This window comes from Ruegeria sp. YTSC230 (assembly GCF_059609665.1).
The window spans coordinates 417,200-440,410 of sequence record NZ_JBXWMC010000002.1 but is presented as its reverse complement, the minus strand read 5'-3'; the positions used below and the strand labels follow the sequence as shown (position 1 = coordinate 440,410).

The following is a 23,211-nucleotide window of genomic DNA, read 5'->3' as shown; positions in this document are numbered from 1 at the left end:
TTACTGCAGCGTCTCCAGATAAGCCACCAGATCCACAATCGGCTGACTGGTCAGGATCGGCTGCCCATCGGGTGTTTTCATCGAGGTATCCTGCCCGTCGAAATAGGGACCGTAAACCGGCATCGGGCTGCCATGACTGACCAGAGGATCACGCCCGTCGATACGCGCCACAACACGGGCTGTTGGGAATACTCCATCCCTGGATGCCAGCAGGGTCAGATCAGTCGGCTGTATCACCAACACACCAGCCATTGGCCCATGCCCGGTCGCATCGATCCCATGACAAGTCGCACAATAATGCTGATAGAGTTCGGCACCGGTTTCAACGTTCTGCGCCATGGCCGGAGACGCCAACGCGGCTACACTCGCACAAACGGCCCTGAACATCGGTCTGATCATCGCATCCTCCTGTCACGATTGACATTTGCAGGCTTGCCCGCCGGGCGGCTTGGCGCAATGATCCAGATCAACGAAGCGGGAGGATACGGGCAATGACACAATACGCAGCCATTATGCTGGCGGCCGGGATCGGCGTTCCGATTCTGGCGGCTTTGAATGCCGCACTGGGCAAGCTGATCGGGTCCCCGACAACCGCCGGCGTAGTCCTGTTTGCCATCGCGTTCGTGGCGTCAGCCCTAGTCATGCTGCTGTTTCCAGGAATGGAAGCGCTATCCAAAGTGGCCCAAGCCCCAAAACACCTGTTGTTGGCCGGTGTTTTGATTGCGTTTTATGTTTTGTCGATCACGCATGTTGCCCCCCATTTCGGGGTCGGTAACGCAGTGTTCTTTGTTCTGCTGGGACAGCTGATCAGCACGGCGGCCATCGATCATTTTGGCCTGTTTGGTGCTCAGGTCACGCCGCTGACATGGATAAGGGCCGGGGGTATCGCCGTGATGGCGGCCGGTGTCGCCATCACTCAACTGGCTTAAGAACACCCGCCTCCAGCCGCAGTTTTCGGTCCATCCGCGCGGCCAGATCCATGTTATGCGTCGCAATCAACGCTGAAAGCCCTTCATCCCGTACCAGCGACATCAACGCACCAAATACCTGATCCGAGGTTTCGGGATCCAGGTTACCGGTCGGTTCATCCGCCAGCAAAACGCGTGGCTTGTTCGCCAGGGCCCGGCAAAACGCAACACGTTGCTGCTCGCCACCTGACAGAGCGGCGGGGCGGTGTTTGGCACGTGCCGCCACTCCAACGCGGTCCAGCAAGGCCATCGCCCTGTCCTGTGCGGCCTTCTCGGATACACCGTTAGCCAGTTGCGGCAGGGTGATGTTTTCTAGCGCGGTAAACTCGGGCAACAAATGATGGAACTGGTACACGAACCCAACGTCCTGTCGTCTAAGCGCTGTACGGGTTCGATCCCCCCTGCCCGCTACATTCTGGCCAGCGATCTCGACCGATCCTTCATCTGGTTTGTCCAGTAGTCCCGCAATGTGCAACAGTGTCGATTTGCCTGCCCCGGATGGCGCGACCAAAGCCACAGCCTCACCTGCGCGCAGTTCCAGATCGACACCGCGCAGCACCTGCACCTCACCCGGAGTGCCCTTGAGGTAGGTCTTGGTCAAACCGTTCAGCCGCATCGTCAGATCATTCATAGCGCAGCGCCTCAACCGGGTTCAGCCGCGCCGCGCGGCGGGCCGGGAAATAGGTGACGATGAATGACAGCCCCAACGACAGCCCAATCGCCTTGAGAACATCTGAAAGGTGCAACTCGGCGGGTAAGGAGTAGATGCCGCGAATGGACGGATCCCAGACCCCGCCACCCATGACGTAGTTCACGAATGAGAATATCGGGTCGATATAGATGGCAAACAGGCAGCCGAGGATCACTCCCATAACGGTGCCGATGATGCCTGTGAACGCACCGCAGATGAAAAAGACCCGCAGGATCGACCCTTCGCTCAGGCCAATGGTGCGCAGGATACCGATATCGCGCCCCTTGTTTTTCACCAGCATGATCAGGCCCGACACGATGTTCATTGCTGCGATCAGGACGAGGATCGACAGGATGATAAACATCACGTTGTCCTCAACCTCAAGCGCACGCAGAAATCCGCCCGACGCATCCTGCCAAGTCCAGATCTGGCTGCGCCCGCCTGCGGCCTCGAGGATGGGAATCAGAACCGGGGTCATTTCCTCGGGCCGTTCGACCATCACTTCGATCTCGTCGGCCACACCGTCGCGGTTGAAAAAGCTCTGAGCTTGCGTGAACGGCATATAAACGCGGGTGCGGTCGATGTCATACCGCCCGGCCGAGAACACATAGACCACCTGATAAGCGTTCACGCGTGGAGACGTCCCGAAGGCGGTTTTCACCCCATTGGGTGAGGTCAGTTTGACCGTGTCACCAACCGTCGCTCCGATGCTGCGCGCCACACCGGACCCAATGGCAATCACATCCTCACCGTCTTGAAACTGGGTCAGATCACCGACGGCCTGTTCGCTTTGCGCGACGCCGGGCAGATCGCGCAAGTCGTCGGGGCGGATACCAAAGACCTCGACCCCGCTGCTGCGATCGCGATTGGTAATCAGGACCTGCCCTTTGACCAGCGGGGCCGCGCGTTCCACGCCCGGAACCTGCGCGATCCGGCTGGTCATCTCTTCATATTCCGCGATTGTGCGGTCAACGCGCCCCTGCGCATCAAACTCTCCGGCGGAGTACACAGTCACATGGGCGTTTGCGCCCAGAATCGTGCCAACGAATTCGGACCGAAATCCAGAACGGACGGCCAGAGTGGCAATCAGGGCAAAGACGGCCAACGTGATCCCGATCAGAGAAATCCACGTCATGACGCTCACGCCACCTTCGGCACGGCGCGCGCGCAGGTAACGCCACGCGATTTTCCACTCAAATGGGGCAAAGGGCGGGGGTGTTCTGGCCATGCCTGCTCCGGTTATTTTGTTGTCGCGACCCTTTCGGCATTTCACCGGATGGTCAAGCCGGTTGTCAGCCGGTCAGCGTTGCCGCGCGGTTTAGCACCTCTTCGGCGCGCGGTCGGGTACAAATACCCCTGGTTTCCAACTCGGAAAACACACGATCCCGCAGATCGCCGGGCAACAGCGACAAGGCACGGTTATGCAGACCCAACGTCAATGCAGCGGGATCATCCAGCATCGCCAACTGCGATGCCATTTCCTCGGGCGAATAGGTCGGCCAGAGCCCGATATTGCATTGCGCGTGGCCCTCGAACCACTTTGCATAGCCATCCGGCGATTTGAGGCAGAACGCATTCAGCAACATGAACTCGGACGGCCGCCTGCGCGATCCGAACAGCGCCTGAACCGAGCCATACCGATCGTTGATCTCGTCCAACAGCGCCAAGGCCAAGGATCGGCGCATCGCGAAAGGGGTCGCAAATGTCGTGGTCCTTAACCCGTTGAGGTCGGTACCTGACGCGCCCAGTGCATCAAGGCTCTCGACCAGCCAATTGCGGTGGTAATCGCTTTGGACGTCGATGAAAGCGATACGCGCCGCACCATTGTCAGCAAAGAACTCAGTCGGATCAAAGCTGCGCAGAAAGACGTTCTTGGTGTCCAGGATAACCATGTTCTCGGACGCCGCAACGCGCGCGGCGCCCAGCTTCAGAACTTGCTGACTGCGATACCCGTTGGACCCGCGCCACCCCTGCCTGCGAATGCCGGGAATACGAAACCGATTTTCGATCATGATCCGATCCGACAAGGATCGCCCCGCGTACTGACCGGGCTGCAACAACAGGTCATCGCCGCCCAGGACCTGAACCTTGGATCGCAGTGGGCCGTATGAAGCCAAAAGGGGTTCGATTTTTGCCCTGAGCGTATCTTCGTCGCAGTCATTCATGATCACGTGAATCGACGAAACCATGTCCGGATCGACAAAACGGGCAAAAGACAGCGCCTGAAGTTCAAGCAGGGGAAAGTCCTTGGAATACACGACGGTCGCGAAACTCAGCACAGCGCGGGCCCTTTCATCGTTTTGCTCGGTTTATCAGCAATTTCGGCGCGGTCAAATTCACTCTCAAAGCCTCGAAAATGCGAATCAGTAGGGCCACGGGTCGAACGGTCACACGAATTTAAGGAGATCGTCCGCCACCAAAATATACCCCCGGTTGTGACGCTCTTCACAGACAGCCCGGTATTGTTTCAGGCATGAAGTCAATGTGAGCATGGCGAGGCAAACTGAACTCAAAATGCAACATTTGAAACGCAACTTTATTTCGCGTTTTGCTTATTTTTGGAAACTTTGTCACCCTGTTTGAGGGGGAATACATTTTTTAGAGCGGGGGTCGCTCATGAGTATTCGAATTGAAACTGAACAACCGGACGCATTTTCGGTCCGACAAACATCAACAGAACTGGATTGTGAATCCGCAGTTCTACTGCGAGCAACGATCCTTCCGATCTTTGCCAGCGCGGCAAGCTGGGCTGGTCTGACCGACATCCTGAACGACAAGGGGTATCGCCTGGTCTTCCGGGATGGACGGATGTGCCTAACCGATCAAACTACCGGAGACCGGATTTGCGGTCTGCGCTTCCTGGGCCTTGAGTTCAGGGATTTGGTGCGACGGCTGGGCCGTCCAGTCGTTGTCGCACGGGGCCATGAGGCAGACGGAGATGTTCTGACCGCCCGACCGACAGCCTGACGCGCCTAAAAGCTGCGCCAGAACTGAACGGATCGGCGCGTCGTCTTCCACAGACTATGGCGCGCGGCGGCTTTGATGGCATCCGACGTGCCGGGCTTTAACAAGCGCTCAAGGACCAGCGCCGCGGGCATGTGACCGCGTTGGTAATATCGAGCGAAATCGGACTGTGTCAGGACATCGGCCGACCTGTACCCGCCGTAGTAATTCATCCAGACACGGGCGTAGTCTTCCGCTGTTGCGGCATCGTCGCTCGTAGCGCCCCTGCCCCAGAACATGGATATCGGGTCGTCAATGCGCTCGCCCTGATACCCTTCGGTCAAAAGGCGTAACATCAGATCGTAATCGGCCGCGACGCTAAATTGAGTGTCATGTCCGCCCAGCGCCAAGAACACATCCCGCTTCAGCAACACAGAGTTATGGCAGAACGGCATCCGCTGCAGAATCGCTGTCAGCGACATCCGCTTCTCTCGGCTTTCCGACCCATCCTCGAACCGGCGCAGGGTCGAGCCGAACAGGAAATCCGGCTGTGTCGCTTCAAGCCGATCAGCGACGATGTTCAAAATGTCGTCGGATGCCAGCGAGTCATCCGAGTTCAGGAACAACAGATATTCCCCTCGCGCGGCCTGCGCCCCCTTGTTCATCGCGTCATACAAACCGGTATCCGGTTTGCTAATCAGCCGGGTGCGAGCCGCGTTCGCGGTCAGGTTCTGTAGAAACTCGACCGAGCCATCACTCGACGCCCCATCCTGAATGATATGCTCAGCCCGGTCGCAATTCTGACGGGCCATGCACTCGATCACCTCGCGAAAACTGTCCTGCCGCCCTTGCGACAGCAGGTCATAGGTCGCGGTAATGACCGAGATCAGCGGCGCGTCTGAGGTATCAGGCGATGCGCTCATAGATCTCGGCGATCTTGGTAACGGCGGCTTCGGGGGACATCTCCTCGCTTTCGCCTGTACGGCGACAGGTCAGTTCAACTACTCCGTTTTTCAAACCGCGCGGGCCAACGGTGATGCGCCAGGGCAGACCAATCAGGTCCATGGTGGCAAACTTGCCCCCTGCCCGTTCCTTACGGTCATCATACAACGGGTCGAGGCCCAGCGCAGTCAGCGCGCCGTAGATCTTGTTACAGGCGGCGTCGGCCTCGTCATCACCCTGTTTCAGGTTGACGATACCGCAATGGAACGGCGTCACGCCTTCGGGCCAGATGATGCCCTTGTCGTCATGGCTGGCCTCGATGATCGCGCCGATCAGGCGGCTGACGCCGATACCGTGGCTGCCCATGTGAACAGGAACCGGCTTTCCATCGGGGCCTTGAACAGTTGCGCCCATGGCTTCGGAATACTTGGTGCCAAAGTAGAAGATCTGACCAACCTCGATCCCACGCGCCACACGGCGACGCTCTTCGGGGACTTGGTTGAACAGCGCCTCGTCATGGGTTTCATCCGTGCGCGCGTATTTCGAGGTGAACTCTTCGAGAATGGCCTGACACTGCTCGTGGCTGTCATAGTCGATCTGACGATCACCAAAGGTCAGATCTGTGACTGCACTGTCATAGAACACCTCAGATTCACCGGTATCGGCCAGAACGAGGAACTCGTGCGTGTTGTCACCACCGATAGGGCCGGAATCGGCACGCATCGGGATGGCTTGCAGGCCCATTCGCTCATAGGTGCGCAGATAGCTGACCAGATGGCGGTTATAGGCGTGCAGCGAGTCTTCTTTGGTCAGGTCGAAATTGTAACCGTCCTTCATATAGAACTCACGTCCGCGCATTACGCCGAAACGGGGGCGGATTTCATCGCGGAACTTCCACTGGATTTGGTACAGCGTCAGCGGCAAGTCTTTGTAGCTACTCACATGACCGCGGAAGATGTCGGTGACCAGTTCTTCGGCAGTCGGTGTGAATAGCATATCCCGGTCATGCCGGTCTTTCATGCGCAGCATTTCCTGACCGTAGTCATCATACCGCCCGGATTCGCGCCACAGATCCGCCGACTGGATGATGGGCATCTGGATCGCGATATGGCCAGCGCGTGCCTGCTCTTCATGGATGATGTTTTCCAGCTTGCGCAGCACTTTGAAGCCCAGCGGCAACCATGAATAAATTCCGGCAGCAGCTTGCTTGATCATCCCGGCGCGCAGCATCAGCCGGTGGCTGACGATCTGGGCCTCGGAGGGGTTTTCCTTGAGAACGGGCAGAAAGTAACGGCTGAGGCGCATTGGTGAACCTTTGAAGGTGAATTTGGACTTCAAAGTTGCTTATGCCAAAGCCCCGCCGGGGGCAATCATGCATTGGTTATTTTGCGACCTCGGGCCGGTCGGTTTTTTGATTGACCCGCCAGTCAGGGTTTTCAATTGTGACTGAAATACCAATTCCAGGGGGCACCCATGCAAACCATTCAGGAACCCGCGCGTCAAATACCGGTTGTTCATCAGACAGACGTTCTTGTGGTCGGGTCAGGACCGGCAGGGCTGGCCGCCGCGCTGGCCGCCGCTCGGGCCGGGGTCGAGGTGTCGCTGGTCGACCGCTTCGGCTGCATGGGTGGCAACATCACCGCCGTGGGCGTTGAGGGCTTCGCCTGGTATCGCCATGAACAGACGGTCGAAGCTGGCGGAATCGGCATGGAGTTCGAGACCCGCGCCAAGGACATGGGTGCGGCCGTACCAGAGAGCCAGTCGCTGAGCTATGAGTTGGACAGCGAAGGTTTTAAGCTGGTGGCCGACAAGCTGGTTGAAGAGGCAGGCGTTCATCCGATGCTGCACCGGCAATTCGTCGCTCCGATCATGGAGGGAGACCGGATCACAGGCATCATCACCGAATCCAAAGCTGGGCGTGAAGCAATCCTGGCCAAGGTGGTGATCGACGCCACCGGCGACGCCGATGTAGCCCACCGCGCAGGCGCGCCAACCCACAAAACCGCCCGCGAAGACATGATGGCAGCCTCGGTCATGTTCCATCTGGCCGGTGTCGACAAGCGCGCGTTCATGGAAGGTGTCAAAGCCGATCCGCAGACCTACAAGGATTGGGGCGGCGGCGGCGAGTGGAACATCGAAACTTCGGGCAAAGAAGACGACATGTTTTCCCCCTTCGTGCACAAGCCGTTCCAGCAGGCCATCGATCAGGGCCTGATCCCGCCGCATCTGAACACCATCGCGGGCACATGGGGTGCAATGCACGACACGGGTGAGCTGACCTATATGAACCTCATCCATCTGGGAGAAATCGACGGGACCGACCCCGACAGTCTGACAAAGGGCGAGATTGAAGGCCGCCGCCAATCCATGCTGGCAATCGAGGCGCTTCGTCGCTTTATGCCGGGGTGTGAGAACGCGCGGCTGCGCAATTTTGGGATGACCATCGGCATTCGCGACACGCGGAAGATCGACGCGGTCTATAACATGACTGAAGATGACGCCCGCCATCAGGGCCGGTTTGAGGACACGATCGGCATCTACCCTGAATTCATTGATGGCTATGGCATCCTCATCCTTCCGACTACCGGGCGATATATGCAGGTTCCCTATCGTTCGATGCTGCCCAAAGGCGTCAAAGGCCTCTTGGTTGCGGGCCGCTCGCATGGTTCGGACAAAGTTGCCCACGCTGCAACCCGCAACATGGCTTGTTGCGCGGTCATGGGTCAGGGTGCAGGAATTGCCGCGGCCTTGTCGCTAAAAAGCAATCAGGGTCTGCACGAGATGAACCTCGCCCCTGTTCACACCGAGCTGGATCGGCAAGGTGTGAGGATTCACTGATGCAATCAATCCCGACGATCGACATCTCTCCTCTGAAGGACACGGCCCATCCGGACCATGACGCAACCGTTCAGCGGATATTGGGCGCCAGCACCGACATCGGCTTTCTCTCCATCACAGGCACTGGGGTTTCGCCTGAAACCGTTAATCAGGTCCGCGCCAAGACGCGCGCGATCTTTGACATCGACGAACAGAGCAAGTGGGATCAGGCCATCACCCGCGACAACTATCGCGGATATATCCCCATGGGTTTCTTCACGCCCAATGATGGCTCGGGCAGGGCGGACAAATACGAAGGTTACAAGCTTCATTTCGAAGTTTCCGAGGACCACCCGGTTCGCGATGATTGTGCGCTTTATGGACCGAACCTTTGGCCAGCGGAGGTACCGGGCGCGCAGGATGTGATATTGGAGTATTGGTCGCAACTGGACCACGTAGCCGAACTGCTGCTTGGCGCGCTTGAAATCGGTCTGGCTCTGAAGCCCAACGTCCTGAAAGCGGCCTTTGCCACCCCAATGACAAACATGACGCTGTTGCACTACCCGCCGCAGGCCCCGGATGAGGAAGGCTTTGGCATTCATCCGCACAAGGACACGGATGCCCTGACCATCATTGCCCCCGACCCCGTCGGCGGGCTTGAGGTGCAGACCCGCGAAGGCGGATGGATCACCCCGGATTGCCCTCCCGGCGGTTTCATCGTGAATATCGGCGACATGCTTGAGCTTTGGTCCGGTGGCCAGCTTAAATCCACTCCGCATCGGGTGGTCAATAAATCTGGCAAAGAACGCTATTCCTTCCCTTACTTCGCAGTTCCGCGTCATGACGTGGTCGTTGAACCGCTACTGCCGCCCCTGCCCGGCTTTGATCGACCGTCTGTTCATTGCGGACATTGGTCCGCCGAAATCTGGCGCACCAACTGGCCCGATGAAAATGCCACCGTCGATACACCCGAGCTTGGGACGCTCAGCTCATAATCCTTGGAAATTTCCATGACATGAACCGCTTGCATCACGTGGCCGCTTACGCCAAGAACACCAGTAAGAGCCAAGAACAAGGGGACGAGCATGGCCTTGCCGGTAAAGGATCAACTCAGATACTGGGGCGTCGCGGCTGTCATTTTTGTGCTTTGCCTATGGGCACTTGGCGACGTTTTACTACCGTTTGTAATTGGCGGTGCGATCGCCTATTTCCTTGATCCGCTCGCAGATCGTTTGGAAAATCTGGGCCTGTCGCGCATGGCGGCCACGGCGATCATTACAGTTGTCGGCATTCTGGGCTTTGCTTTGGCAATCCTGATGGTTGTTCCCGCGCTGATTACCCAGTTGATCGAACTGGTCGAAGTTATGCCAAGCCTGTTCCAACAACTGCGCAGCTTTATCGAACAACAGTTCCCGTCGCTTCTTGACCGCGAATCCAACTCGCATCAATTCCTTGTCTCTTTGGGCGAAACTCTGAAGTCCAAAACAGGCGATGTATTGCAATCCGTCGCTGCCTCATTGGGTTCGGCGATCAACGTCGTCGTTCTGTTGGTTATCGTGCCGGTTGTGGCCGTCTACATGCTGCTGGACTGGGACCGCATGATCGCCCGGATCGGGGATCTGCTGCCCCGCGATCACGCCCCCACGATCAAACGACTGGCCGGTGAAATTGACGCCGTTCTGGCCTCATTCGTGCGCGGCATGGGCACGGTCTGCCTGATCCTTGGCACCTATTACGCCGTGGCACTGATGGCGGTCGGCCTGCAGTTCGGACTGATCGTCGGTTTCATCGCGGGTCTGGTCACATTCATTCCCTACCTCGGCGCGCTTATCGGCGGCACGCTGGCCATCGGTCTGGCGCTGTTCCAGTTCTGGGGGGATTGGGCGCATATCGGTCTGGTTGCCGGGATCTTTGCGCTGGGCCAGGTAACCGAAGGCAATTTCCTGACGCCAAAACTGGTAGGTAGCTCAGTGGGTTTGCACCCAGTATGGTTGCTGCTGGCTCTGTCAGTTTTCGGTGCCTTGTTCGGCTTTGTCGGGATGCTGATCGCGGTGCCCGTTGCCGCAGCGCTGGGAGTGCTGGCGCGGTATGCAACATCGGTCTATTTGGGCAGCCGCCTGTATACCGGCCTCGAAAGCGCGGATCAGGAAGACCTGTAATATGGCCCTTCAGCTAAGCTTTGATCTTCCGGCGAAAACTGCGCTGGGGCGTGAGGATTTTTTCGTCTCTCCCGCGAATGCACTGGCGGTTGCAATGATCTCGGCCACTTCCTGGCCGGGCAACAAACTGGTTCTAAGCGGCCCTGCGGGCGCAGGTAAAACCCATCTGGCACATGTCTGGGCGGCGGAAACCGGTGGTCGGATCATTCAGGCCGCGGATGTGCGTCACGAAGACGTGCCGGATCTGGCACGCGCGCCTGTCGCGGTTGAAGACGTCCCGATGATCGCGGACGACTTAGAACAACAGAAAACACTGTTTCACCTGCACAATCTTGTGTTGGCCGAAGGCAACGCCCTTCTCATGACTGGACGGCTGGCCCCTAATTTCTGGCAACTTCCGCTGCCCGATCTCCAAAGCCGGATCGAGGGCGCGCATCACGTGGCACTGGATCCTCCGGATGATGCATTGCTGGGCGCGGTTCTGGCCAAGCTGTTCGTGGACCGGCAATTGAACCCCAGCCCTGAGGTCATCGCCTATTTGGTCAAACATATGGACCGGCGCTTTGAAACTGCCGCCAGTGTTGTGGCGCAACTGGACCAGCTTGCCCTATCGGAAAAGCGCGACATTACCCGCGCCTTGGCGGTGCGTGTTTTGAGCGCAGATTTAGATGATATCCAATCTGGGAATTGACCCACGCCGGGTCATCTCGCATTCTGCACGCGGAATATCTGGAAGAGACATGGATCAGACTGTCGTTACCGAAATCCCTGACTGGGGTCCGTTCGGAAAGCCCCTCTTTGATGACCCCCAAGCCCGAGCTCTGTCACGCGTGGGCGTGGTTGACGTCGGATCAAACTCAGTCCGGATGGTGATCTTTGACGGCGCCGCGCGCTCACCGGCATATTTCTACAACGAAAAAGTGATGTGCGAGCTCGGCGCGGGCCTTTCGGACACGGGGCGGCTCAACCCTACGGGTCGCAAGCGCGCTCTGGCTGCTTTGGGTCGGTTTGCCCAACTCTCCGATGACCTTGGCCTGCCCGGCCTACATGTCGTCGCCACCGCCGCCGTGCGCGAGGCCGAGGATGGCCCCGAGTTTTGTGCTGAGGTCAAAGCCGAAACCGGCCTGACCGTATCGGTCATTAACGGCGATGAAGAGGCTCGCCTGTCCGCGCAGGGTGTCCTGCTTGGATGGCCCGGCGCATATGGCCTGATCTGCGACATCGGCGGGTCCTCAATGGAATTAGCCGAGATCGGAGACGGCGGCGTCGGCCGGCGCCTGACCTCGGTGCTGGGGCCGCTGAAACTGCGGGACATCAAAGGTGGCCGGCGTGCGCGCAAGGCGCACATCAAAGCCACGATGGAGGATCTGCGCGACCAGATGGGGCCGCAACGGGACCGGTTGTTCCTAGTGGGCGGAAGCTGGCGGGCCTTTGCGCGTCTGGACATGCTGCGCCGGGGTTATCCCCTGAACGTGCTGCATGAATATCGCATGACCACCAAGCAGGTGCGCGAGACCATTAAATTCATCGAAAAAGGTGACCCGGAAAAGCTGCGCAGCAAAGCCGGTGTGTCGGGATCACGGATGGCGCTGATCCCCTATGCGATGGATGTGCTGGCACGCTTGATCCGCACGTTCAAACCCAAGGATATCGCCATTTCCAGCTATGGTATCCGCGAGGGTCTGCTTTACGAGCAGATGCCACAAAACCTGCGGGACCGCGATCCGTTGATCGAGGCGAGCCGTTTTTCCGAAGCCAAGGACGCCCGCCTGCCCGGTTTCGGAAAACATCTGCTAGATTTCGTGATGCCGCTGTTCAAATCGGCCCCACCCGCGCGCATCCGCCTGATAAAGGCGGCCTGTCTGTTGCACGACGTCAGCTGGCGCGCACATCCTGACTATCGCGCCGAGGTCTGTTTCGACTACGTCACACGTGCCAATCTGGGCGGCTTGAAGCACTCAGAACGAGTCTATATTGGGCTGGCCCTGCAGCACCGGTATCGCAACAAACGCGAGGGCAACCGGTTCACCGCACTGTACGAACTCCTAGACGAGAAAGACCAGAAACAGGCCGAGATCTTGGGCAAGGCTATGCGGTTTGGTGCCATGCTGTGGATGCAGAACGATGCGCCGATGGCGACTTTGAAATTTTACCCCAAGAAGCAACAACTGGACCTGTTCTTGCCAACTGCAGCACGCCCTCTGTTCAACGAAGTGGCCGAGGCACGGCTAAAGTCACTCGGCAACGCTTTGAAATCCGAAACCCGCGTCATCATCCGGGGCTAGATATCAAATCTCGGTTTCGCCCTCGGGCGGGCCTTCAGGGATCTCTGGCTGTATTTCTGGGTCCTGCGGCGGCTTTTTGCGGATAATTATATCGCCGTTAGGCAGGATCTCGGGTGCTTCATAGGCGCTCCAATCCTCAATCTCATCTGCCAGCTCGGCCAAGGCGGGCCCCATTTCCGCAATAAATGACTGCATTGCAGGGCCAAACTGTTCAGCGAGTCCCAGCAGTTCATCCAATGCAGGCTCCATTTCCTGGCGCAAGCCTTCAAAGAACAGCTCTGCCCCCTGCTCCATCAGGGATTTGTTCCCCTCTTCCTCGGCAGAGGCCGGAAGGGCAATAGCGACGGTCAGGGCGCAGATTGGAATGAAACGTCTCATATCCAAAACATAGGGCAACTAAAAGTCGGTTGGAAGGTCACAGCTCGATATCCAGAGTGACAGGGAAATGGTCAGACGCGGTTAGCAACGCTTCATGTAGATCCTGCGCATCACGGCAAGCCGGATCGCGAAACGGATGCCATATGCGCCAGTCCGGGCGACGATCCTTTAACCCATCGCTGATCATAATATAGTCCAGCAACGCCTCAAGATACCCGCGATCTTGGGGCCGATAAAAACGCGCGGTCGACGGGCGTTCACCCGGTTCTGACCTGAAGGCCGTATCCGCGTGGGGATCAAACACCCCCGATTGCAGCAGGATTTCAACCGATGAGCGACCAAACAAGTTTTCGAATTCGTCCAGCCCCGGACCATCGTTCAGATCGCCCACTAAGATCACCTGTTCATCAGCCGCCAGATGCGCCTTGATCCGCCTGCCCAGCCAGATCGCCTGAGCCAGCTGTTTCCGACGATTGGCGATCGAGATGCGGATCGCCGCATCGCGGGTTTCCGCCCCATGAGGCGCCTTTGACTTCAGATGCGCGCCAATAAGACGGAACCGTTCGCCTGCCTTGGTTTCAACTGCCAATTCCATAGGCGGCTTGGAAAACTGCACCTGATCCTCAGTTGCGTCGATATCGAGGTCGATGTGAAACACGTGATCGAAACGCGGAGCCCGTTGCCCTCCGTCTTTTGGATCATGTCGCACCGTCAGAACGCGCGGGTCATACAACAAGGCTAGTTCTTGATGTGTATCGTTGGCAAACCCCATCACGGCTTCGCTGGTGCGCAGATCGAAAGCCTCGGCAAAGTTTTGTAGTGCGCGGACCGTGTTCTGAGATTTCCCTGTGTTTGGTGCTTCGACAACCAGCACAGCATCCGCATCGATCGCCGTCAGAACCTTGGCGATAGCCTCGATCTGCTGCGCCTTGGTGACATCATGGCGACCTGACCAACTGTCATCGGCGATCAGTTCGTCATGACGATCAAACAGATTGGCGAACCACTCGATGTTATAAGTCGCGAGGCGCATGCCTCAGGCCTGCGCGCCGTTGATTTCGTCCCAGGCGCGGTTGATGTCGATCATCTTCTTTTCAGCCAGACGTACGGCCTCTTCGGGAACTCCACGTGCCAACATCGCATCGGGATGTGTTTCGCGCACAAGTTGCCGCCAAACCTTGCGAATATCGGGTAACGGCATGTCCCGTGGCACCCCAAGAACCGTGTAAGGATCATTGGGCGCATCAGGCACAAAACGGGCACGCAAGGCCATGAACTGCGCATCGGTCTGGCCGAAAATATGGCTGACCTCTTCCAGAAACTCGTTTTCGTTGGGGTGATAGAACCCGTCCGCCATGGCGATGTGGAACAACCCCTCCATCAAATCGCACAACGTGGTGCTGTCTTCGGAAAACATGCGCGCGATCTTGCGGGCGTAGTCCTGATAACCCGCGACATCTGTACGGGCCATGTTGAATACGCGCGCCGCGCCTTCCTCATCATCGCGGGCAATCTGGAACACGTCACGAAACGCCGTGACCTCATCCCGCGTCACCTGCCCATCCGCCTTGGCCATTTTCGCACCCAAGGCGATCACAGCGATGGTGAAAGCCACCGACCGTTCGGGCGGCGAGCGCAGCTTTTCGAAGACCGCGGTAAGGCTTTCACCCTGGGCAAGCGCGCTTAGCGCATCGGATATACGGATCCAGATCGACATGAGCGCACCCTAGCGTCCCAAATCGGGGCTGTCAGGTGCAACCAAGCCGTCTGCGGCAAGAATTTTCTGCATCAGCACAAGGTCCAGACGTTTCCCCCGCTTGAACCCAACCTCGGGCATGCGCCCGACCTCGACAAAGCCCACGGCCGCGTGAAAAGATACTGCCCCCGGATTTGCCGAAGAAATCCCCGCCACCAGTGCATGAGCTCCCTCTGCCCGGGCGGCGGCCTCAAGCGACCGCATCAAAGCGCGCCCCGTACCTTGTTCACGCGCATCAGTGGCCAGTTGGATCGTTAGCTCTCGGCACTGCGCGTATCCCGGACCGGATCGAAACGGACCATAGGTGGCAAACCCAAGAATCTGGTCGTCCTGTTCAGCCACAAGATAGGCCGGACCGCGCGCTTCGATGTCACGCGCAATGCTGTCTACACTGCGTTCGTCGGTTGTGAATGTTACCAGCGTGTCGCGGATGATTGCGTTGGTGATCGCAGCTATCTCTTTGGCATCCGCAGCTTTGGCTTGTCTAATTTTCATTCCAAAACGCGTTTCCCATGCGGAGTTTCGAACTCTGCTCGCAATGCGACCGGGCCTGTGTCGAAAACCACAGCGTCCATTTCGCCTAGCAGCTTGGCTAGCTCCAGCGCGTCCGGGTGAAAAACCACCAATCGACGCAAACGGCAGCCGCTATCCTGCAGCATATTTGCCGGATGCAAATCTCCGTGCCACTGAATAAGCGCCGGGAACAGATTGTCGAAAGGCAGACGCCCGTTTGGCGGAACCGCCATTTGCCAGCGTAACGCCCCGCGGGCCAGGTCGATCGGGTGGCCCACCCCATCCGGAAACACGGTCAACGAGGCTGAAATGTCCGGCACCCGGCATATCCAGTTGGTAAGGCGCGGCACGCCCTTGAACCGGTCCAGATCGAACCATCTGGTTCTTTGCGGGTTCGGTGCCTGTGGGTCAATCGCGATGGCCTCAAGATACAAGCCGTCTCGCAATCCTAACAGGCGGTTATATGTGCCAAACCTTTCATGCTTGCCGCCGTCCTGCAGCGGTACTCCCAATGCCTGTTCGACATGGGCAGACGCTTCTTCGAGCGTTTCGCCCGCAACCGCCAGATGATCCAGTAACACGCAGCGCCTCCTATGAAAAACGACCAAACCCTATCGGATCTGGTCGCATGTTTTCCTTAAAGGCGGTGGATCACAAGATTTTTCGACGAAAATCTTTGAAAGCCTCAGCCTTTCGCTTCACCGATCAGGCGCAGGATGTCCTGAGCGGCTTCGGGGATGTTGGTGCCCGGGCCAAAGATCGCTTTGACGCCGTGATCATAGAGGAATTGATAATCCTGCTGCGGGATCACCCCGCCGCAGATTACAAGAATGTCCTCGGCACCGGCTTTCTTCAGCTCTTCTACTAGCTGTGGTGCCAGTGTTTTGTGCCCCGCTGCCTGCGACGAAATACCGATGACGTGCACGTCGTTGTCCACGGCGTCCTGCGCGGCCTCAGCCGGGGTTTGGAACAGCGGACCTACATCCACGTCAAACCCGATATCCGCAAAGGCGGTTGCGATCACCTTTGCACCGCGGTCATGCCCGTCTTGCCCCATCTTGACCACAAGCAGGCGTGGACGGCGGCCTTCGGCCTCGGCAAACTCTTCGATGGATTTCTGGATCGCAGCAAAGCCTTCATCGCCTTCATATGCCGCGCCATAGACACCGGCCAGCGTTTTCACTTCGGCGCGGTGGCGACCGAATTCTTTTTCCATTGCCATGCTGATCTCTCCTACGGATGCACGGGCGCGGGCGGCCTCAACGGCAGCAGCCAGCAGGTTTCCACCCTCGCGGGCGGTCTTGGTCAGAGCATCCAGTGCCGTTTGACAGGCGGCTTCGTCACGGGTTGCACGGATACGTTCCAATCGCGCGACCTGAGCTTCGCGCACGGCCACATTGTCGACGTCCAGAATGTCGATCGGGTCTTCCTGTTCCTTGCGGTACTTGTTGACGCCGACGATCACCTCGTCACCCCGGTCAATCATGGCCTGACGGCGGGCGGCGCTTTCCTCGATCCGCAGCTTGGGCATACCGCTGGCAACGGCCTTGGTCATACCGCCCATTTCCTCGACCTCTTCCATCAGAGCCCAGGCTTTTTCGATCAACTCGTTGGTCAGGCTTTCGATGTAATACGAACCGGCCAGCGGATCGACCACATCGGTCACGCCGGTTTCCTCTTGCAGAACCAGCTGCGTATTCCGCGCGATACGGGCCGAGAAGTCGGTCGGCAGCGCAATCGCCTCGTCCAACGCGTTGGTGTGCAACGACTGGGTGCCGCCCAGAACCGCGCTCATCGCTTCATAGGCGGTACGGATCACGTTGTTATAGGGATCCTGTTCCTGCAAAGACACGCCGGACGTCTGACAGTGGGTGCGCAGCATCCTGGACCGCTCGGATTTCGCGCCAAAATCGGTCATCACCCGGTGCCACAGCGTACGGGCGGCGCGCAGTTTGGCGATCTCCATGAAGAAGTTCATGCCGATGGCAAAGAAGAACGACAGACGGCCTGCGAACTTGTCCACGTCCATCCCGGCCTGTGTCGCTGCTCGGACGTATTCACGCCCGTCGGCCAGCGTATAGGCCAGTTCCTGCACCAGGTTCGCCCCGGCCTCTTGCATGTGATAGCCCGAGATCGAGATCGAGTTGAATTTCGGCATCTCGTTCGATGTGAATTCAATGATGTCCGAGATGATCTTCATCGAAGGCTCAGGCGGGTAAATATAGGTGTTTCGGACCATGAACTCTTTCAGAATGTCATTCTGAATGGTGCCGGACAGGACGGATTTGTCATGCCCCTGCTCTTCGCCTGCAACAATGAAACTTGCCAGGATCGGGATCACCGCGCCGTTCATGGTCATCGAGACCGAGACCTTATCCAACGGAATACCGTCGAACAGGATCTTCATGTCCTCGACGCTGTCGATTGCCACACCGGCCTTGCCCACGTCACCGACAACGCGCGGATGGTCACTGTCATAGCCGCGGTGCGTCGCCAGATCGAAAGCGACCGACACACCCTGCTGACCGGCCGCCAGATTGCGGCGATAGAACGCGTTTGATTCTTCGGCGGTCGAGAAGCCTGCATATTGGCGGATCGTCCAAGGGCGGCCCGCATACATGGTCGCCTTCACACCGCGCGTAAAAGGACCGAACCCAGGCAGCGACCCCATATGCGGCAGCTCAGCGGTGTCTTCCTGCGTGTAAAGAGGTTTGACGTCGATACCTTCCAAAGTCTCTTTGGTCAGGTCGTCCAACGGGCGTCCGCGCAGCTCTTTCTCGGCCAGCGCCTGCCAGTCTTTCGTATCGGTCATTGTGTATTCCTTTTCTCAATTCGGGTCGCGAACAGGCTTGGCCTGCGCGTTTTAACGTTCGGTGCCGCGCGTCGCGGCAGGTGTAAACGCGATATTTTGAAGCCTGCGTGCATTTCGCCGGTCGCATTCACCGGCGCAGAGGCTATATTCAAACGAACAGGAGGCCCTATGACACGAACGCTTGCCCTTGTTTTCTCGGCACTATTCCCGCTGGTCGCGATGGCGGCAGATGGGTCTGCGCCCGCCGATGAAGATTTTGTCCGCCCCGCTGGTGATAGCGAGCTGAGCGAATACTTATGGGTCAACCGGCCCATCGTCGTCTTTGCCGATACCCCAGCCGACCCGCGTTTCCGGCAGCAAATCGACATGCTTCTGGAAGGCGAAGAAGCCATGCGCGACCGGGATGTGGTCGTGCTGACCGATACCGATCCGTCTGCCCGTTCTCCGATCCGGTCACAATTGCGCCCGCGCGGCTTCCAGATGGTGTTCGTCGACAAGGACGGCGTGGTTAAACTGCGCAAACCCTCGCCGTGGAGCACACGTGAAATCGGCCGTTCCATCGACAAAACGCCCCTGCGCGAACGCGAAATCCGCGAACGACGCGAGGGCGGCTGAGCGCTTTCGCCACGCCCAAAGCTCCCGGCGCGAACCGCCGGGAAACCATGGAGATATGGTGAAAACGCGATCATGATCACTCGAACTCTATGATCACGTCGTCCACGGCGAGGTTGTCGCCGGGGCCTGCGTTGACTTTGGACACGACACCCTTCTTCTCGGCGCGCAGGATGTTTTCCATCTTCATCGCCTCAACAGTGCACAGTGCCTGACCTTCCTGCACTTCCTGCCCCACTTCGACATCGATCTTCACGATCAGGCCGGGCATCGGGCACAGCAGCATTTTCGAAGTATCCGGCGGCAGCTTTTCGGGCATCATACGGGCCAGTTCGGCCTGACGCGTCGTACGGACATGGACTTTGAGGTCTGCACCCCGGTTGCGAATACGGAACCCGCCCGAGATTTTTCCGACCTTCAAAACCAGCGGGCTGCCATCGACGTCCAGCACCGCCAAGTGATCGCCCGGCGTCCAGTCCGAAGTGACCCGCATGGTATTACCGTCCGAGAACGTCACGGTTGACCCATCGCGATCCGCATCAATCTCAACTGCATATTCCTGCCCTTGCAGAGTGACGACCCAATCAGAGCCGACCTTGCGTTCGTGATTGTCCATCCGACCAGAAACGCGGGTGCGGCGAATCTCGGCCACGCGGTGCATCGCGGCACAGGACGCGGCTATGCGGCGCAAGTCAGCCTCGGGCAGTTCAACGCCTTCGAACCCGTCGGGATATTCCTCAGCGATAAAGGCCGTGGTCATGTCACCGCTGACGAATTTCGGATGGTCCATCACAGCCGACAGGAACGGCAGGTTGTGGCCAATGCCTTCGACCTCAAAGCTGTCGAGCGCAACGCGCATCGCCTCGATCGCCGCCTCACGGGTCGGGGCCCAGGTGCACAGCTTGGCGATCATCGGGTCATAGTACATGCTGATCTCGCCGCCTTCGTAGACGCCGGTGTCGTTGCGCACGGCAGCTTCACCTTCGGGCGCTTCACCTTGCCATTTATCGTTCACCAACAACGGACCAGAGGCAATCTCTTGCGGCGGACGATAGCGGGTCAGACGACCAATCGACGGTAGGAAGCCACGATACGGATCTTCGGCATACAGACGGTTTTCGATCGCCCAGCCGGTCAGGGTCACGTCGTCCTGTGTGATCGACAGTTTTTCGCCCGCTGCGACGCGGATCATCTGCTCAACCAGATCGACACCGGTGATCAGTTCGGTGACTGGGTGTTCCACCTGCAAACGCGTGTTCATTTCCAGGAAATAGAAGTTCTTCTCGCCATCGACGATGAATTCAACCGTACCAGCGCTGGCATAATCCACGGCCTTGGCCAATGCCACAGCCTGTTCGCCCATCGCCTTACGGGTCGCTTCGTCCAGGAAAGGTGACGGTGCCTCTTCGACCACTTTCTGGTTCCGACGCTGGATCGAGCATTCACGCTCGCCCAGATAGATGCCGTTACCGTGGCTGTCGCATAGAACCTGAATCTCGATGTGACGCGGCTGGGTCACGAATTTTTCGATAAAGATCCGGTCGTCACCGAACGAATTCGCGGCCTCGTTTTTGGACGACTGGAAGCCCTCGCGTGCCTCTTCATCATTCCACGCGATCCGCATGCCCTTTCCGCCGCCGCCGGCACTGGCCTTGATCATGACCGGATAGCCGACTTCGTTGGAAATCTTGACGGCCTCTTCTGCGTCTTCGATCAGCCCCATGTAACCGGGAACAGTGGAAACACCGGCTTCTTGCGCGATCTTCTTCGAGGTGATCTTGTCGCCCATGCTTTCGATTGCCCGAACCGGTGGACCAACAAATGCAACGCCTTCAGCCTCAAGCGCCTCGGCGAATTTCGAGTTTTCCGACAGGAAGCCATAACCAGGATGCACCGCCTGGGCCCCACTCTGGCGAATGGCATCCATGACCTTGTCGATCACGATATAGGACTGGTTCGCAGGCGGCGGGCCGATATGCACCGATTCATCCGCCATCGACACATGCAAGGCGTTCTTGTCTGCATCCGAATAGATGGCAACGGTGCCGATACCCATCTTGCGGGCTGTCTTGATGACCCGGCAGGCGATCTCGCCCCGGTTGGCGATCAGGATCTTGTTAAACATGGAACGTCCTTTGTCTTGATGTTCTGAGAACGCAAAACGCCGCCGCAGGGAACGTTCCCCACGGCGGCGTTTTGCGCGATTACGGTCGGGGCGACGCGCGCCCCGAAAAACCCGGTATTACCTACAGTTGTTTTGTGTCTTGCAGTACAGGACGTTGCCCGCCGCGCCGACAACCGCGCCGAACAGCGGGTCGGCGCTGACAACAGCCGCCCCGACGGCGCCTGCGCCGCCGCCAAGCAGCGCCTGTTCGCCCGTCGTGTCACCACAGGCGGCAAGGCCTGCGCAGGTCGCCATTGCAAGAACGAGTTTCGAGATTCGCATGATATCTGCCCCTTTGGAATTCTTGATGCGTTCCGGGGCAGATGTCCGATTTCGACCTTGTTATTCAATAACAGGCAGTCCTGAACGGAGATTTGCGCAAATTTGTGCCGCTTTACGCTTGGATCATGCGCAAAGAAAAACGCGGGCAGGACTTTGTGAACATCACAAGCCTGCCCGCGGAAGGAAGGGGTACGGAATAGTAGGTGCTTGTGCGACGCAGGCAAAGTAGAGCCGCACGGCTTGGTCAGGTTGCTTGGCACAATTAAATGCGTAAACAACGTATTGTTTCCGGTCAGGATTCCGGCTGGAAATCGCCCATTGGGCGAACCTGCGCGCAGATTCGTGCCGAGATCAGGTGCAGTTTTAGGTGAGAAACGCGAGGCCAATGCCGTCACGTTGCTGTTACTTTTCCTCAGCAATTGATCCGTTTCTGCACCTGCAACATCACGGGTTGCGGAAAAGGTCGTTAGAAATTCTCTTCTCAAACGCAAAGGGTTAACCGATCTGTTCACCATAGGGTGAAAACGGTTCGGAAGTTTTGCACGTTTCCTTGAGAAACTAGGCGCTTTCCATCCCGTTCTCGTGATTTCCCTCAAGTTCTCTTGCGTGGAACGGTGCCCGTGCACACTCGCACACAAGGAAATATCCACATGATTGCAAAGAGAAAAACGGCGTTGCTGCTTGCCGTATCCGCGCTTGGCATGTCCGGCGCGGCTGCTTTCGCCCAAGACGCCCAGACGCAAACGGAACTTGATGCCCTGCGTGCCCGCGTCGAAGCCCTCGAGGCCGCAAATCCCGGCGCTGGCACTGGCGATCTTCGAATCGGAAACACCACTCTTGATGTTTATGGGTACGTTAAGGCTGATTTCTTCTACGACACCGACTTTGAACTGGGCGACCTTGCCGATGCGACCCGAATTGGCGAGCCAGCAAACGCCACCAGCGGCACCTTTGGGGCCACGGTGCGCCAATCGCGCATCGGGCTTCGGACCAATACGCCGTCTGCCATCGGCGATATTGCCGGCCAGCTGGAACTGGATCTGTTTTCCGGCGGGACGGATGGGCCTGCTGAACTGCGCCTGCGCCACGCCAATATCCGTATTGGTGATAACTGGTTGATCGGTCAATTCTGGACCAACTTCCAGCCGTTGGACACCTATCCCACGACCGTTGAATTCAACGGCCCCGTTGGCATTCCTTTCGCCCGCGTCCCTCAGGTGCGCTATACGAACACGCTGGGCTCGAACACAACCTTTGCGGTGGCGATCGAGGAAAACGTTGGCGGCTCGGATTCGAATGACCCCGTCCTGACCGGCTCTATCGAATACAACAACGGTACCTACCTGGCCCGCGCCTCGGCTTTGTATGGTAAGGCGCAATCCAGCGCGGTCGAAGTGGATCAGACCGGCTATACCCTCTCGGCTGGCATCCGGCCCTGGCAAGGCGGTCTGTTTCAGGTCAACTATGTCGACGGCGAGGCTTTGGGCCCCTACCTGATCGCTGCCGGTGACGCCATCGTCAACGGACAGGCCAACGACGTGGATGGATTTACCGTGGAATTCCGCCAGGAACTGAGCCCCAAATGGAACGTCGGCATCGCCTATGGGCAAGAGAATTACGACCTGCCGACCTCGTCCGGGACCTTGTCCTTTACCGAAGTTGAAACGATCCACGTGAACGCCTTTTACAAAGCGACAGACAATCTGACGCTTAGCGCCGAATACTTCTATGGTGAGCGGAACGATGCACCGACCGGACGCACCTTTGACAGCAACCGAATTCAATTGGCGGCGCAACTGAACTTCTGACCACACATACCGACCCTGCCCCGACACGGGCAGGGTTTTTGGCCTGGAAGGCCTCACCGCGTTATGTGCGACAGCGGTTGG

At 58.2% G+C, this 23,211-nt stretch carries 23 protein-coding genes; 9 read left to right on the top strand and 14 right to left on the bottom strand.

Annotated elements, in window-relative coordinates; translation table 11 throughout:
• Complete coding sequence (locus tag AC2FD9_RS06200) at nucleotides 1-399, bottom strand: c-type cytochrome (protein ID WP_496835912.1); 399 nt, start codon at nucleotides 397-399, stop codon at nucleotides 1-3.
• Nucleotides 400-491: 92 nt separating this feature from the next.
• On the opposite strand from AC2FD9_RS06200, the gene AC2FD9_RS06195 reads away from it, so the two are divergent.
• Complete coding sequence (locus tag AC2FD9_RS06195; RefSeq protein WP_058275676.1) at nucleotides 492-929, top strand: DMT family transporter; 438 nt, start codon at nucleotides 492-494, stop codon at nucleotides 927-929.
• Here the strand turns inward: AC2FD9_RS06195 and AC2FD9_RS06190 are convergent.
• From AC2FD9_RS06190 to AC2FD9_RS06180, 3 genes are all read right to left on the bottom strand, one after another.
• Nucleotides 913-1,599, bottom strand: a complete 687-nt coding sequence (locus AC2FD9_RS06190) for an ABC transporter ATP-binding protein (protein WP_496835910.1) — start codon at nucleotides 1,597-1,599, stop codon at nucleotides 913-915. The two genes, AC2FD9_RS06195 and AC2FD9_RS06190, sit on opposite strands and share 17 nt — an antisense overlap.
• Nucleotides 1,592-2,887 (bottom strand): lipoprotein-releasing ABC transporter permease subunit, encoded by a 1,296-nt coding sequence (locus tag AC2FD9_RS06185; protein WP_058276881.1) that lies wholly within the window; start codon nucleotides 2,885-2,887, stop codon nucleotides 1,592-1,594. The genes AC2FD9_RS06190 and AC2FD9_RS06185 overlap by 8 nt, the downstream gene beginning before the upstream one ends.
• 64 nt (nucleotides 2,888-2,951) lie before the next feature.
• Nucleotides 2,952-3,938: a DUF6492 family protein gene (locus tag AC2FD9_RS06180; protein ID WP_496835908.1), complete on the bottom strand. Its 987-nt coding sequence runs from the start codon at nucleotides 3,936-3,938 to the stop codon at nucleotides 2,952-2,954.
• Nucleotides 3,939-4,275: 337 nt separating this feature from the next.
• Between AC2FD9_RS06180 and AC2FD9_RS06175 the strand changes: the two genes are divergently transcribed.
• A complete protein-coding gene (locus tag AC2FD9_RS06175) occupies nucleotides 4,276-4,626 on the top strand; it encodes a hypothetical protein (protein WP_058275672.1) in 351 nt (116 codons plus the stop codon).
• A gap of 5 nt (nucleotides 4,627-4,631) precedes the next feature.
• On the opposite strand, the gene AC2FD9_RS06170 is transcribed toward AC2FD9_RS06175, so the two are convergent.
• Both AC2FD9_RS06170 and proS read right to left on the bottom strand, forming a co-directional pair.
• Complete coding sequence (locus AC2FD9_RS06170; RefSeq protein WP_496835906.1) at nucleotides 4,632-5,525, bottom strand: glycosyltransferase family 2 protein; 894 nt, start codon at nucleotides 5,523-5,525, stop codon at nucleotides 4,632-4,634.
• Nucleotides 5,509-6,849 (bottom strand): proline--tRNA ligase, encoded by a 1,341-nt coding sequence (gene proS, locus AC2FD9_RS06165; protein ID WP_496755051.1) that lies wholly within the window; start codon nucleotides 6,847-6,849, stop codon nucleotides 5,509-5,511. Before proS ends, AC2FD9_RS06170 begins: the two co-directional genes overlap by 17 nt.
• A gap of 168 nt (nucleotides 6,850-7,017) precedes the next feature.
• On the opposite strand from proS, the gene AC2FD9_RS06160 reads away from it, so the two are divergent.
• The 5 genes from AC2FD9_RS06160 to AC2FD9_RS06140 all read left to right on the top strand — a co-directional run bounded on the left by AC2FD9_RS06160 (nucleotide 7,018) and on the right by AC2FD9_RS06140 (nucleotide 12,805).
• On the top strand, nucleotides 7,018-8,382 hold the full coding sequence (locus AC2FD9_RS06160; protein WP_496835905.1) for an FAD-dependent oxidoreductase: 1,365 nt from the start codon (nucleotides 7,018-7,020) through the stop codon (nucleotides 8,380-8,382).
• Nucleotides 8,382-9,356, top strand: a complete 975-nt coding sequence (locus tag AC2FD9_RS06155; RefSeq protein WP_496835903.1) for an isopenicillin N synthase family dioxygenase — start codon at nucleotides 8,382-8,384, stop codon at nucleotides 9,354-9,356. Before AC2FD9_RS06160 ends, AC2FD9_RS06155 begins: the two co-directional genes overlap by 1 nt.
• Before the next feature lie 90 nt (nucleotides 9,357-9,446).
• Nucleotides 9,447-10,520, top strand: a complete 1,074-nt coding sequence (locus AC2FD9_RS06150; protein ID WP_282168859.1) for an AI-2E family transporter — start codon at nucleotides 9,447-9,449, stop codon at nucleotides 10,518-10,520.
• A 1-nt stretch (nucleotide 10,521) separates the two neighbouring features.
• Nucleotides 10,522-11,211 (top strand): HdaA/DnaA family protein, encoded by a 690-nt coding sequence (locus tag AC2FD9_RS06145; protein WP_472723227.1) that lies wholly within the window; start codon nucleotides 10,522-10,524, stop codon nucleotides 11,209-11,211.
• 49 nt (nucleotides 11,212-11,260) lie between these two features.
• Nucleotides 11,261-12,805, top strand: coding sequence for a Ppx/GppA family phosphatase (locus AC2FD9_RS06140; protein WP_496835900.1), 1,545 nt, complete (start codon nucleotides 11,261-11,263; stop codon nucleotides 12,803-12,805).
• A gap of 3 nt (nucleotides 12,806-12,808) precedes the next feature.
• Here AC2FD9_RS06140 and AC2FD9_RS06135 read toward each other — a convergent pair whose 3' ends face one another.
• From AC2FD9_RS06135 to scpA, 6 genes are all read right to left on the bottom strand, one after another.
• The gene (locus AC2FD9_RS06135) at nucleotides 12,809-13,183 is read right to left on the bottom strand and encodes a hypothetical protein (protein ID WP_496835899.1); all 375 of its coding nucleotides are present in this window, start codon (nucleotides 13,181-13,183) and stop codon (nucleotides 12,809-12,811) included.
• Between the two features lie 37 nt (nucleotides 13,184-13,220).
• Entirely contained in the window at nucleotides 13,221-14,216 is a 996-nt protein-coding gene (locus tag AC2FD9_RS06130; protein WP_496835898.1) for an endonuclease/exonuclease/phosphatase family protein, read from the bottom strand.
• 3 nt (nucleotides 14,217-14,219) lie between these two features.
• Entirely contained in the window at nucleotides 14,220-14,900 is a 681-nt protein-coding gene (locus tag AC2FD9_RS06125; RefSeq protein ID WP_058275662.1) for a molecular chaperone DjiA, read from the bottom strand.
• Nucleotides 14,901-14,909: 9 nt separating this feature from the next.
• Nucleotides 14,910-15,434, bottom strand: coding sequence for a GNAT family N-acetyltransferase (locus AC2FD9_RS06120; RefSeq protein WP_496835897.1), 525 nt, complete (start codon nucleotides 15,432-15,434; stop codon nucleotides 14,910-14,912).
• Nucleotides 15,431-16,033, bottom strand: coding sequence for a VOC family protein (locus AC2FD9_RS06115; protein WP_496695989.1), 603 nt, complete (start codon nucleotides 16,031-16,033; stop codon nucleotides 15,431-15,433). The genes AC2FD9_RS06120 and AC2FD9_RS06115 overlap by 4 nt, the downstream gene beginning before the upstream one ends.
• Before the next feature lie 104 nt (nucleotides 16,034-16,137).
• The gene (gene scpA, locus AC2FD9_RS06110) at nucleotides 16,138-18,264 is read right to left on the bottom strand and encodes a methylmalonyl-CoA mutase (RefSeq protein WP_282168864.1); all 2,127 of its coding nucleotides are present in this window, start codon (nucleotides 18,262-18,264) and stop codon (nucleotides 16,138-16,140) included.
• A 168-nt stretch (nucleotides 18,265-18,432) separates the two neighbouring features.
• On the opposite strand from scpA, the gene AC2FD9_RS06105 reads away from it, so the two are divergent.
• A complete protein-coding gene (locus AC2FD9_RS06105; RefSeq protein ID WP_058275658.1) occupies nucleotides 18,433-18,879 on the top strand; it encodes a DUF4174 domain-containing protein in 447 nt (148 codons plus the stop codon).
• Between the two features lie 76 nt (nucleotides 18,880-18,955).
• Here AC2FD9_RS06105 and AC2FD9_RS06100 read toward each other — a convergent pair whose 3' ends face one another.
• Both AC2FD9_RS06100 and AC2FD9_RS06095 read right to left on the bottom strand, forming a co-directional pair.
• Nucleotides 18,956-21,001 (bottom strand): acetyl-CoA carboxylase biotin carboxylase subunit, encoded by a 2,046-nt coding sequence (locus AC2FD9_RS06100; RefSeq protein WP_282168865.1) that lies wholly within the window; start codon nucleotides 20,999-21,001, stop codon nucleotides 18,956-18,958.
• A 117-nt stretch (nucleotides 21,002-21,118) separates the two neighbouring features.
• The gene (locus AC2FD9_RS06095; RefSeq protein ID WP_058275656.1) at nucleotides 21,119-21,322 is read right to left on the bottom strand and encodes a hypothetical protein; all 204 of its coding nucleotides are present in this window, start codon (nucleotides 21,320-21,322) and stop codon (nucleotides 21,119-21,121) included.
• 650 nt (nucleotides 21,323-21,972) lie between these two features.
• Between AC2FD9_RS06095 and AC2FD9_RS06090 the strand changes: the two genes are divergently transcribed.
• Nucleotides 21,973-23,130, top strand: a complete 1,158-nt coding sequence (locus tag AC2FD9_RS06090) for a DcaP family trimeric outer membrane transporter (protein ID WP_282168866.1) — start codon at nucleotides 21,973-21,975, stop codon at nucleotides 23,128-23,130.
• Nucleotides 23,131-23,211: the final 81 nt, after the last annotated feature.

Coding starts and splice junctions, on each gene's coding strand:
- AC2FD9_RS06200 (WP_496835912.1), bottom strand. CDS start 399: ATGATCAGACCGATGTTCAGGGCCGTTTGTGCGAGTGTAGCCGCGTTG.
- AC2FD9_RS06195 (WP_058275676.1), top strand. CDS start 492: ATGACACAATACGCAGCCATTATGCTGGCGGCCGGGATCGGCGTTCCG.
- AC2FD9_RS06190 (WP_496835910.1), bottom strand. CDS start 1,599: ATGAATGATCTGACGATGCGGCTGAACGGTTTGACCAAGACCTACCTC.
- AC2FD9_RS06185 (WP_058276881.1), bottom strand. CDS start 2,887: ATGGCCAGAACACCCCCGCCCTTTGCCCCATTTGAGTGGAAAATCGCG.
- AC2FD9_RS06175 (WP_058275672.1), top strand. CDS start 4,276: ATGAGTATTCGAATTGAAACTGAACAACCGGACGCATTTTCGGTCCGA.
- AC2FD9_RS06170 (WP_496835906.1), bottom strand. CDS start 5,525: ATGAGCGCATCGCCTGATACCTCAGACGCGCCGCTGATCTCGGTCATT.
- proS (WP_496755051.1), bottom strand. CDS start 6,849: ATGCGCCTCAGCCGTTACTTTCTGCCCGTTCTCAAGGAAAACCCCTCC.
- AC2FD9_RS06160 (WP_496835905.1), top strand. CDS start 7,018: ATGCAAACCATTCAGGAACCCGCGCGTCAAATACCGGTTGTTCATCAG.
- AC2FD9_RS06155 (WP_496835903.1), top strand. CDS start 8,382: ATGCAATCAATCCCGACGATCGACATCTCTCCTCTGAAGGACACGGCC.
- AC2FD9_RS06150 (WP_282168859.1), top strand. CDS start 9,447: ATGGCCTTGCCGGTAAAGGATCAACTCAGATACTGGGGCGTCGCGGCT.
- AC2FD9_RS06145 (WP_472723227.1), top strand. CDS start 10,522: ATGGCCCTTCAGCTAAGCTTTGATCTTCCGGCGAAAACTGCGCTGGGG.
- AC2FD9_RS06140 (WP_496835900.1), top strand. CDS start 11,261: ATGGATCAGACTGTCGTTACCGAAATCCCTGACTGGGGTCCGTTCGGA.
- AC2FD9_RS06135 (WP_496835899.1), bottom strand. CDS start 13,183: ATGAGACGTTTCATTCCAATCTGCGCCCTGACCGTCGCTATTGCCCTT.
- AC2FD9_RS06130 (WP_496835898.1), bottom strand. CDS start 14,216: ATGCGCCTCGCGACTTATAACATCGAGTGGTTCGCCAATCTGTTTGAT.
- AC2FD9_RS06125 (WP_058275662.1), bottom strand. CDS start 14,900: ATGTCGATCTGGATCCGTATATCCGATGCGCTAAGCGCGCTTGCCCAG.
- AC2FD9_RS06120 (WP_496835897.1), bottom strand. CDS start 15,434: ATGAAAATTAGACAAGCCAAAGCTGCGGATGCCAAAGAGATAGCTGCG.
- scpA (WP_282168864.1), bottom strand. CDS start 18,264: ATGACCGATACGAAAGACTGGCAGGCGCTGGCCGAGAAAGAGCTGCGC.
- AC2FD9_RS06105 (WP_058275658.1), top strand. CDS start 18,433: ATGACACGAACGCTTGCCCTTGTTTTCTCGGCACTATTCCCGCTGGTC.
- AC2FD9_RS06100 (WP_282168865.1), bottom strand. CDS start 21,001: ATGTTTAACAAGATCCTGATCGCCAACCGGGGCGAGATCGCCTGCCGG.
- AC2FD9_RS06095 (WP_058275656.1), bottom strand. CDS start 21,322: ATGCGAATCTCGAAACTCGTTCTTGCAATGGCGACCTGCGCAGGCCTT.
- AC2FD9_RS06090 (WP_282168866.1), top strand. CDS start 21,973: ATGATTGCAAAGAGAAAAACGGCGTTGCTGCTTGCCGTATCCGCGCTT.